General features: G+C 64.5%; 7 protein-coding genes. 4 read left to right on the plus strand and 3 right to left on the minus strand.

The genetic code is table 11. From position 1 onward, the window contains the following. Positions 1-698, plus strand: a 698-nt coding sequence (gene nrfD / locus GZ093_RS07235; protein ID WP_296484127.1) for an NrfD/PsrC family molybdoenzyme membrane anchor subunit, incomplete at its 5' end; no start/stop codon positions are given. 16 nt (positions 699-714) lie between these two features. Further along, a complete protein-coding gene (locus tag GZ093_RS07240) occupies positions 715-3804 on the plus strand; it encodes a molybdopterin dinucleotide binding domain-containing protein (RefSeq protein WP_296484133.1) in 3090 nt (1029 codons plus the stop codon). A gap of 61 nt (positions 3805-3865) precedes the next feature. Here the strand turns inward: GZ093_RS07240 and GZ093_RS07245 are convergent, their stop codons facing one another. The 3 genes from GZ093_RS07245 to GZ093_RS07255 all read right to left on the minus strand — a co-directional run bounded on the left by GZ093_RS07245 (position 3866) and on the right by GZ093_RS07255 (position 7493). Then, a complete protein-coding gene (locus GZ093_RS07245; RefSeq protein WP_296484136.1) occupies positions 3866-4501 on the minus strand; it encodes a response regulator in 636 nt (211 codons plus the stop codon). Next, positions 4494-6260, minus strand: coding sequence for a PhnD/SsuA/transferrin family substrate-binding protein (locus GZ093_RS07250; protein ID WP_296484138.1), 1767 nt, complete (start codon positions 6258-6260; stop codon positions 4494-4496). The genes GZ093_RS07245 and GZ093_RS07250 overlap by 8 nt, the downstream gene beginning before the upstream one ends. Positions 6261-6371: 111 nt before the next feature. Beyond that, positions 6372-7493, minus strand: coding sequence for an NADH:flavin oxidoreductase/NADH oxidase (locus GZ093_RS07255; RefSeq protein WP_296484142.1), 1122 nt, complete (start codon positions 7491-7493; stop codon positions 6372-6374). Positions 7494-7608: 115 nt separating this feature from the next. Here GZ093_RS07255 and tkt point away from each other — a divergent pair, with 115 nt between their 5' ends. After that, positions 7609-9690 (plus strand): transketolase, encoded by a 2082-nt coding sequence (gene tkt / locus GZ093_RS07260; RefSeq protein ID WP_296484145.1) that lies wholly within the window; start codon positions 7609-7611, stop codon positions 9688-9690. 43 nt (positions 9691-9733) lie between these two features. Continuing rightward, positions 9734-10732 (plus strand): type I glyceraldehyde-3-phosphate dehydrogenase, encoded by a 999-nt coding sequence (gap, locus tag GZ093_RS07265; RefSeq protein WP_296484148.1) that lies wholly within the window; start codon positions 9734-9736, stop codon positions 10730-10732. Positions 10733-10776: the final 44 nt, after the last annotated feature.

Below are 10776 nucleotides of genomic sequence, written 5' to 3' on the forward strand. Positions count from 1 at the left end.
TGGCGCGGTTGTGCCGGCTACTGGCCGCAGGCGGATCCGAAAGCCGGGGCGCGCTGCTTGGCGCTGCCGCGCTCACCTTCGTCGGGGCGCTGCTGGTTGCGCTCTACACCGGCATGGAGGTGATGGTGGTGCGAGCGATCCCGCTGTGGCATACGCCCTTGCTGCCACTGCTGTTCGTGGTGACGGCACTGGCCGGGGGCATCGGCCTGACGCTGATCCTCGCTCGCCTGGCCGGCCAGCCCTCGGTGGACGACACCGCACGCCTGGCCCGGGCGCTGGCGCTGACCCAGGGCGCGGCGCTGGTCATCGGCGCAGTCTGGCTGGTGCTGGGCTTCAGCGGTGTGTCGCCGATTCACGCGCAGGCCCTGGCCGAGTTGGCACCGTCTGCCGCCTGGAAGGTGGCGGGGCTGTGGGCGGCAGGCAGCACCGCGCTGACGCTGTGGCTGGCGCTGCGCCACCCGGGCAGCGGGCTGTTGATCGGCTTGCTCGCCGTGCACAGCGCCTGGCTGATGCGCTGGACCATCCTGATTGGCGGTCAGCAAGTGCCCAAGACCGGCGCCGGCTTCTACCCGTATCAACTGCCAGCGGGCTTTGACGGCCTGCTCGGCATCGTCGGCACTGCGGGCCTGTGCATCTTCCTGTTCATCGCCATCACCACCCTGCTGCCGCTCAGCCGCCTGACAGCCAAGAGCGCCTAAGCGCAAGGACATCATCATGAAACAAAATACCCGTCGCCAACTCATTGCCGCCGGCGGCCTCGCCGCCTTTGCCACCGGCTTTTCGCAAACCCTGGGCCGCATGGCCGACAAGGTGATGGGCAAGGATGCGCCCAAACACAATGTCTGGGGCAACGCCGCTGCGCCTGAATTTACGGTAGACCCGAGCACCGGCCAGCTGCGGCCCAACCCGGCGCAGCAAGTCAGCTACACCGCCTGCCTGGGGTGCACTACCCAGTGCGGCGTGCGCGTTCGCATCGACAAGGCCTCGGGCCGCGTCATCCGTGTTGCCGGCAATCCCTACAGCCCGCTCTCGACCGAACCGCACCTGCCGATGAAGGCATCCGTCAAGGAAAGCCTGATTGCCATGTCGAGCTTCCAGAACAAAGGTCAGGTGGGGCGCTCAACTGCTTGCGGGCGTGGCAACGCGGTGCTGTCGCAGATGAATTCACCGTTTCGGGTATTGACACCCATGAAACGCGTGGGCGCGCGCAATTCGGGCCAATGGGAGCCGATCGCCTTCGACCAATTGATCCGGGAACTGACCGACGGCGGCGATCTGTTCGGTGAAGGACCGGTGGCCGGGCTCAAGGCGCTGCGCGATCTGGCCACGCCGATCGATGCGGCGCAGCCCGAACTCGGTGCCCGCGTCAACCAGGTGGCGCTGCTGTCGAGCGTCAATGATGGCCGCGAGCCTTTGGCCCGGCGATTCTGGAACCAGGCCTACGGCACACTCAATTTTGTTGGCCACGGTTCCTACTGCGGCGGCGCCTACCGATCCGGCACGGGCGCCCTGTTCGGCGACATGAAGAAGATGCCGCACGCCAAGCCGGACCTGGCGCACAGCGAGTTCGTGATCTTCATCGGCACCGCGCCGGGCAATGCCGGCAACCCGTTCAAGCGCACCGGCGCCCTGCTCGCCAAGGGGCGCAGCGACGGCAAACTCAACTACGTCGTGGTCGACCCGGTGCTGACCAACGCCGACAACCGTGCCGCGCCGGACCGCGGCCGCTGGATTCCGATCCGCCCCGGCACCGACAGCGCGCTGGCGCTGGGCATGATGCGCTGGATGCTCGACAACAACCGCATCAACATGGCGTACCTCGCCAACCCCAACCTCGCGGTCGCAGAGCAGCAAGGCGAGCCGTCCTTCTCCAGCGCCACCTGGCTGGTCATCACCGAAGCCGGCCACCCGCGCCAGGGCCGTTTCTTGCGCGGCTCGGACATCGGGCTGGCAGTCGCCGAAGAAGAGCGCTACAAGGAAGGCGACCCCTACCTGGTGCTGGGCGCTGACGGCAGCCCGGTGCTGGCCGAGCAGGCGAGTGGGCCGGCGCCGCTGGACGCACAGACGACGCTCACGCTTGCTGACAAGCCGCTGGCGGTGAAAACCGCCTGGCTGCTGCTCAGGGAATCGATCCTGAAGCAGACGATTGAGCAGTGCGCCCAGGCCTGCGGCATTCCAGAGGCCAAGATCAGCGCCCTGGCCGACGAATTCACGCGCCACGGCCGCAAGGCCGCCGTCATTGCGCATGGCGGCATGATGTCGGGTGCCGGCTTTTACAGCGCCTTCTCGGTGATGACGCTCAACCTGCTGATCGGCAACCTCAACTGGAAGGGGGGCTTGGTCATGAGCGGCGGGGGCTTCAAGGACAATGGCGAAGGGCCACGCTACAACCTTGAGAGTTTTGCCGGCGCCGTCAAACCCAAAGGCACGCCCCTGGGGCGCAACGCGCCTTACGAGAAGACCAGCGAATTCGCGCGCAAGAAAGCCCAGGGCAAGCCCTACCCGGCGCAGTCGCCGTGGTTCCCCAACGCCCCGGGGCTGGCGACCGAATGGTTCACCGGCGCCATGAGCGGCTACCCGTACAGCATCAAGGCCCTGATCCTGTGGAGCTCGAACCCACTCTACGGTATCACCGGCCTGCGCGCCCAGATTGACAAGGACCTGGCCGATCCGAAGAAGATTCCGCTGATCATTTCGGTCGATCCACTGATCAACGAAAGCAATGCGTTCGCCGACTACATCGTGCCCGATTCACTGATGTACGAGAGCTGGGGCTGGGCCGCCCCCTGGAATGGCGTACCCACCAAGACTTCCACGGCACGCTGGCCGGTGGTTGAGCCGCTGGCGGCGAAGACGCCCGACGGCCAGGCCATTGGCATGGAAACCTTCTTCATGGCGCTGGCCAAGGCGATGGCGCTGCCCGGCTTCGGCCCGCAGGCGATGAGCGATGCCGCAGGACTGGCGCTGCCGCTGGAGCGCCCCGAGCACTGGTACCTGCGCGGTGGCGCCAACATTGCCTGGCTCGGCAAGGAGCCGGTGCCCGATGCGAGCGACGAGGACCTCGCGCTGTCGGGCGTGGACCGTCTGCGCCCCCTGCTCGAAGCCAACCTCAAGCCCGAAGAATGGCGCAAGGTCGCCTTCCTGTACACCCGAGGTGGCCGCTACCAGCCGGCCAAGGATGCGCAGGACGAGGCCAACCCCGAGTGGCAGACCAACCGCTTCAAGAACCCGCTCTGGCTCTGGAGCGACATGGTCGGGGGCAGCAAGAACAGCATCACCGGCAAGCGTTTCGCCGGTTGCGCTAGCGTGCAGGTGCCGTCCTTCATTGACGGCACGCCGATGCGCAAGGTCTACAGCGAGGCGCAGTGGCCGCTGCAGGTCGTCAGCTTCAAGTCGGCATTGCAAAATTCCTACAGCATCGCCGCGACGCGGCTGACCGGCATTCATGCCAGCAACCCGGCTCTGGTGCACCCGGCCGACGCCGCCCGCGCGGGCCTGAAGAGCGGCGACACGGCCAAGCTCAGCACCCCGGGTGGCAGCGTCAAGACTACCGTGATCGTGCACGAGGGCGTGATGCAGGGCGTCGTCGCCATTGAGCACGGCTTCGGTCACCGCGAACTCGGCGCCCGCGCGCACCGCATCGGCAAAACGCAGCAGCCCGACAAGCCCGCCCTGCGCGCGGGCATCAACCTCAATGACCTGGGGCTGGCGGACCCAACCCGCACCGGCAAATCGGTATGGGTTGACGCGGTCTCGGGCTCGGCCGTGCGCAATGGCCTGCCGGCCCGGCTGGTCCACGCCTGAAGTAACCTGAACTGTTGCCAGCGCAAGCCACACCCGACGCGACCGGGGGCTTGCGGGGCGCTCAGTCGAGCGCCCGTGGGTCAACGCGCAGCATCAGGCGCGCCAGCTCGGCTGCACTGCCCACTTCGACCTTTTCCATGACGTGCTGGCGATGCACGTGCACGGTCTTCTCACTGATCGCGAGCTCGCGCGCCACCTGCTTGTTGGGTTGACCAATGGCGACCAGGCGGGCCACTTCACGCTCACGCGGTGTCAGGCGCTCGAGCAGGCTCTGGGCCTGTGCGCGCTTTTGCGTGGTGATCCGCTCGGCGCTGCCATGGCGCACGGCGGCCGCAACCGTATCGAGCAGGGCTTGGTCACGAAATGGTTTTTCCAGAAAATCAAAGGCACCCTGCTTCATCGCCTGCACCGCGAGTTCGACGTCGCCATGACCGGTCATGAACACCACGGCCGGCGTCCAGCCCCGGGCGCGCAAGGTCTGCTGCAGCTCCAGCCCATTCATGCCGGGCATGCGGATGTCGAGCACCAGACAGCCAAAATCCGCGGGGGGCACGGGGCAAGCTGCGAGAAATTCCGCGGCCGAGGCGTGCGCCACAACCGGCCAGCCCAGGGACTCAAGCAGAAAAACGAGCGAACGCCGAAACGCGGCGTCATCGTCAACGACATGGACGACAGGGTTTTGATTGAGTTCAGGCATGACAAGGTAGTGTGAAGCTAATGACCAGTCCAGGGCCATCGGTGGGCGCCTGCGCCGACAGCCGGCCGCCGTGCGCTTCGATGATGGTCGTGCAGATCGACAGGCCCAGGCCCAATCCATCCGGCTTGGTCGTGAAGAAGGGTTCAAACAATTGTTGCCGCGCCTCGGGCGTGAGGCCGTGGCCGTAATCACGCACGGCGACACGCAGCACATGGCCGACCTGGTCCAGAACGATGTCCAGACGGCGCTCGGCTTCGGGCAGATGCTGCATCGCATCGAGCCCGTTCTTCAACAGGTTGAGCATCACTTGCTGGATTTGCAGGGGATCCACGTCGACCACGTAATCGCCGCTGGTACCCGCGTCGATCCCGACCTCGGGGCGGCTCGACAGCATGCCCAAGAACAGCGTGACCGCCTCGCCCACAAGCTCAGGCAGGACGCGGCGTTCCCTGAGGGCCGCACGCTTGCGGGAAAAACTGCGGATGCGTCCCAAAATGCCCGCCGCCCGCGCGGCCTGGCCGGCAATTTCAGCGCTGGCCTCGCGCACCGCCGCATCCGTGAGCCGGCCGTTGTCAACGCGCAGCAGCAGGCTTTGCGCATAGTTGCCGATGCTCGCCAGCGGCTGATTGAGTTCATGCGCCAGCGTGCCAGACAGCTCCCCGAGAATCGACAGGCGCGACAGGTGTTCCAGCTGCTCCTGGTGCGCGAGCATGCGCCGTTCGATCGCCTCGCGCTCATCGAGTGCGCGGCGCAGTTCGGTCGTGCGCGAGTGCACCAGATGGTCCACCCGCACGGTGTAGACAACCCAGGCCAGCAGCAGCGTGGCCAGCACCAGACCAGCAGGCCAGTAACGCAGCGCTGTCGCGCGCAGCGTGCTTTCCTGCAGGTAGCTGTACGGGCCGGTGCGCAGTTCGCGAAACAAGTCGTGGACCGACTGGTAGTCGGCCGGCACGGTCCAGGACAGCCCTTCGGCTGTTGGCGCCATGGTGAGCAAGGCTGTGGCGACTGCTTTGGCCAGTGCCGGCGGCGTACTGCGCAAGGTCGCAATCGGCCAGTCCGGATAAAGGCGGGTCGAGGTCTGGCACGGAAAATCGGGCTCCACGCGCGGCGACAGCACACGAAATTGTGCTTGAAGCTGCGGCGCCAGGCTCTCAATCAGGCAGGCCCGAACGATGCCCGCATCGGCGCGACCCGCTGCCACGGCCTCGGTCAATCGGCCCATCGGCAAACCGACGAATTCAAGACTCGAGAAATCCTTCAACGGGTCCATGCCCAGTTGCGCAAACTCCCGCCATGCCAACTGGTAGCCACCAAAAGCGTCTTCTCCAACCGCGATCACGCGCTTGCCTGCAAGATCGGCCAACGATCTCAGGTCTTTGCGCTCGGCCAGCACAATCACGGCCGATCCGACCGCGCGCAGCGGAGAGGCTGCTTGGGCCGTGGCGAGCGTGGCAATGCGGCTGATGCCAAATTCCATTTCAAGTGCCACGTAGCTGCCCGGATTGGTGATGACGAAATCGACTGAATGCGCGGCCACGGCCGCACGCAGGGCGGCATGGTCAAGTTGAACCAGAACCGGCTTGTAGCCGGGAAGCGCCGTGGCGAGGTGCTCGAGCACCGGCTCCCACTGGCCGCTGATCGCCTGGGCGTCAAGAAAGGCCAGTACACCGATGCGTACTGCGCGTGGCTCGGCGGACGCAGCCAACGTCGGGCCGACGAAAATCATCAGCAGGAAGACGCAACGACGGATTAAATACATGCTTACAGCAACAAGGGGCTTGGGACGGGCATCACACATGGCCTTGTTAATTAAATAGCACTATGTTCAATAAGGACGTGGGCTAGAGCCCTAAAACGCTCATAAACAGAGCTAGCGCCCGCCGATCGAAACCTTGCCAAACACCGCCTGCGCCTCGCGCGGCAGGCAGCGCCAGTAGACCGGGTTGGCCACGACCTCGCCGCCGAGTGTGGCGGCGGCGTGCCAGCCCCAGCGCGGTTCATACAAAAAGGCCCGCGCCAGGGCGATCAGGTCGGCGTCGCCAGCCTGCAGAACAGCTTCGGCCTGGTGGGCGTCGGTGATCAGGCCCACGGCGGTGGTGAGCATGCCGCTGGCGGCGCGCACGGCCCGCGCCATCGGCACCTGGTAGCCCGCGCCCAACGTGATTTTTTGCTGGGGCGAGACCCCGCCGGACGAGACGTGAATGAAGTCACAGCCCAGCGCCTTCAGCTGCTTCGCGAACTCGGCGCTTTGTGCCACGTCCCAACCGCCCTCGACCCAGTCCGAGGCTGACACGCGCAAGCCCAGCACGCCGTCAAAAGCGGCGCGCACGGCGGCAAACACTTCGAGCGGAAAGCGGATGCGGTTCTCAAAACTGCCGCCATAAGTGTCCGAGCGCTGGTTGGCAATGGGCGACAAGAACTCATGCAGCAAATAACCGTGGGCGCTGTGAATCTCCACCGCCTCGATCCCGATGCGCGCGGCACGCTGCGCGGCTGAAACGAATGCGTCACGGATCTGCACCATCTGCGCCAGCGTCAGCTCGGTCGGCGCCGGCTCGCTCGGCAGTTGCGCCAAAGCCGAAGGGCCGAAGGTCTCCCAGCCGCCTTGCGCGGCGCTCAGCAGTTGCCCACCCTGCCACGGCAACGCGCTCGACGCCTTGCGCCCGGCGTGCGCCAGCTGAATGCACACCGGCATGGGTGGCGCGAGCTGGCGCGCGCGCTGCAGCTTGTCGGCCAGCGCGGCCTGCGTGCGATCGTCCCACAGGCCCAGGCAACTCGGGGTGATGCGGCCCTCGGGCAGCACCGCTGTGGCCTCGATGGTGAACATCGCCGCGCCACTGTTGAACAGGTTGCCCCAGTGCATCAGATGCCAGTCGCTGGCCTCACCATTCTGAGCCGAATACTGGCACATGGGCGCGACCACGATGCGGTTGGACAAGGTCAGGCCACCGCGTGGCGAGGGCAGGTGCAGGGGTGAAAACAACAGGCTCATGGCAGTCCTTCAAGGTCTTGGTTCGGAACGCAAAGCATAGCCCAGGCCAGCTCTGTTTTTCCGGCCGGTAAAATCTAGCGTTTCCCCTCACCCCCCACTCCCGGAGTTGCCACCCATGGCTGATACAGAACAAGCGCAAGCATCACAACAAATGGGCGCCAGCCGCCTTGAGATGGCCAACGCGATCCGCGCGCTGGCGATGGACGCGGTGCAGGCCGCGAACTCGGGCCACCCCGGCGCGCCCATGGGCATGGCTGACATGGCGGTGGCTCTGTGGGGCTCACACCTCAAGCACAACCCGGCCAACCCGCACTGGCTGGACCGCGACCGTTTCGTGCTCTCCAACGGCCATGCCTCCATGCTGCTGTACTCGGTGTTGCATCTGACCGGCTACAAACTGCCCGTCGCCGAGCTGAAGAAATTCCGCCAGTTCGGCTCCAAAACGCCCGGCCACCCGGAAGTGAACGTGACCCCCGGCGTGGAAACCACCACCGGCCCGCTCGGCCAGGGGCTCACCAACGCGGTCGGCATGGCGCTGGCAGAGAAACTGCTGGCGGCCGAGTTCAACCGCGACGGCCACCGCGTCGTCAACCACCACACCTACACCTTCCTGGGCGATGGCTGCCTGATGGAGGGCATCAGCCACGAAGCGGCCGCCCTCGCTGGCGCCTGGAAGCTCAATAAACTGATCGCCCTGTACGACGACAACGGCATCTCGATCGATGGTCCGGTGGCGCCCTGGTTTATCGACAACACCGCGCTGCGTTTTGTCGCTTACGGCTGGAACGTGCTGGGACCGATCGACGGGCAAGATGCCGAACTGGTGGCCAAGACCATTGCCCAGGCCAAGGAATCGGCCGACAAGCCGACCCTGATCATCTGCAAAACGGCCATTGGCTGCGGCTCACCGAACCGTGCCAACACCAGCAAGGCGCATGGCGAGCCCCTGGGCTTGGACGAAATCGCGCTCACGCGCGCTGCACTGGGTTGGCCGCACAAGCCTTTTGTCATTCCCAAAGACGTGTATGCCGCCTGGGACGCCAAGGCCGTTGGCGCCGCCACCGAAAAGTCTTGGAACGACCAGTTTGCCGCCTACAAGGCCGCGTTCCCCGATTTGGCGAAAGAGCTGCTGCGCCGCATGAAGGGCGAGTTGCCGAAAAACTTCGCCCAGGTCGCGGTCAATACCGCGGTGGCAGCGCACACCAAGGCAGAAACCGTGGCCTCGCGCAAAGCGTCGCAACTGGCGCTGGAGTCCTTCACCGCGGCGCTGCCGGAACTGCTCGGTGGCTCCGCCGACCTGACCGGCTCGAACCTGACCAACACCAAGAGCACGCCAAATTTGCGTTTTGACTTTACCGGCGGCGTGGTGCAGACGCCCAACGCCAACGGCGTGATGGTGGGTGGGCGCCACATCAATTACGGCGTGCGCGAATTCGGCATGGCCGCCATCATGAACGGCATTGCGCTGCACGGGGGCTTCATCCCCTATGGCGGCACCTTTTTGACCTTCAGCGACTACAGCCGCAACGCCATCCGCATGGCGGCGCTGATGAAACTGCGCGTGGTGCATGTGTTCACGCATGACAGCATTGGTTTGGGTGAAGACGGCCCGACGCACCAGTCGATCGAGCATGCCGCATCGTTGCGCCTGATCCCGAACCTGGATGTCTGGCGCCCCGGTGACACCGCTGAAACCGCGGTGGCCTGGGCTGTGGCCTTGCAGAACAAGAACAAGCCGACTGCCCTCTTGCTGTCCCGCCAGAACATCCACTACGCGCCCAAGGCCGGGCTCGGCGACATCAGCAAAGGCGCCTACATCCTGGCCGAGCCGTCCGAGGTGGGGCTCAAGAAGAAGACCCAAGCCGTGCTGATCGCCACCGGCTCCGAGGTGCAACTAGCGCTCAAAGCCCAGGAAATTCTTGCTGCGCGAAAGATAGCGGTACGCGTCGTCTCCATGCCGAGTACCACCACATTCGACCAACAAAGTGCCGCCTGCAAAGCAGCCGTACTGCCGGCAGGCGTACCGCGCATCGCGGTTGAAATGGGTGTTTCCGCTGGCTGGTGGAAATATGGCTGCGCAGCCGTGGTCGGTATCGACAGCTATGGTGAATCCGCACCCGCGCCGGTGTTGTTCCAGCATTTCGGTTTTACCCCCGAAAATGTGGCGGACACGGTGGAAAAAGTTTTGCGTAAATAGACCAGTTTCAATTTTTGACTTTTAACTTGATGGAGAAAAGAAAATGACAATCAAAATCGGTATCAACGGCTTTGGCCGCATCGGACGCATGGTGTTTCGTGCCGCCGTTCAGGACTTCAAGGACATCGAAATCGTCGGCATCAACGACTTGCTGGAGCCGGCTTACCTGGCGTACATGCTGCAGTTTGACTCGGTGCATGGCCGCTTCAAGGGCGACATTGCGGTCGAAGGTAACAACCTCATCGTCAACGGCAAGAAGATTCGCCTGAGCGCGGTCAAAGACCCGGCGGAACTCAAATGGAACGAAGTCGGCGCCGACATCGTGATCGAGGCCACCGGTTTGTTCCTGACCAAGGAGACAGCGCAAAAGCACATCACCGCCGGCGCGAAGAAAGTCATCATGAGTGCGCCCTCCAAGGATGACACCCCGATGTTTGTCTATGGTGTGAACGACAGCAAATACGCGGGTGAAGCCATCATCTCCAATGCCAGCTGCACCACCAACTGCCTGGCGCCCGTGGCCAAGGTGTTGAACGATAACTGGGGCATCAAGCGCGGCCTGATGACCACCGTGCACGCGGCGACCGCTACGCAAAAGACTGTGGACAGCCCGTCCAACAAGGACTGGCGCGGCGGCCGTGGCATTCTGGAAAACATCATTCCTTCCAGCACCGGCGCGGCCAAGGCGGTCGGCGTGGTGATTCCGGAGCTGAACAAGAAGCTCACCGGCATGTCCTTCCGTGTGCCGACCTCCGACGTGTCAGTGGTCGACCTGACCGTCGAGCTGGACAAGCCCGCGACCTACGTTGAAATCTGCGCCGCCATGAAGGCCGCGTCAACGGGTGCCATGAAGGGCGTGCTTGGCTACACCGAAGAAAAAGTTGTATCCACTGACTTCCGTGGCGAAAGCTGCACCAGCGTGTTCGACGCCGATGCCGGCATGGCTCTGGACAGCACCTTCGTCAAGGTGGTGAGCTGGTACGACAACGAGTGGGGCTATTCGAGCAAGTGCCTGGAGATGGCGCGCGTGGTCTCCAAGTAAGCGGTTTTCGCTACCCAAAAAAAAACGCGCCTTCGGGCGCGTTT

This window comes from Rhodoferax sp., assembly GCF_010365055.1.
In the GTDB taxonomy this organism is placed as follows: domain Bacteria; phylum Pseudomonadota; class Gammaproteobacteria; order Burkholderiales; family Burkholderiaceae_C; genus Rhodoferax.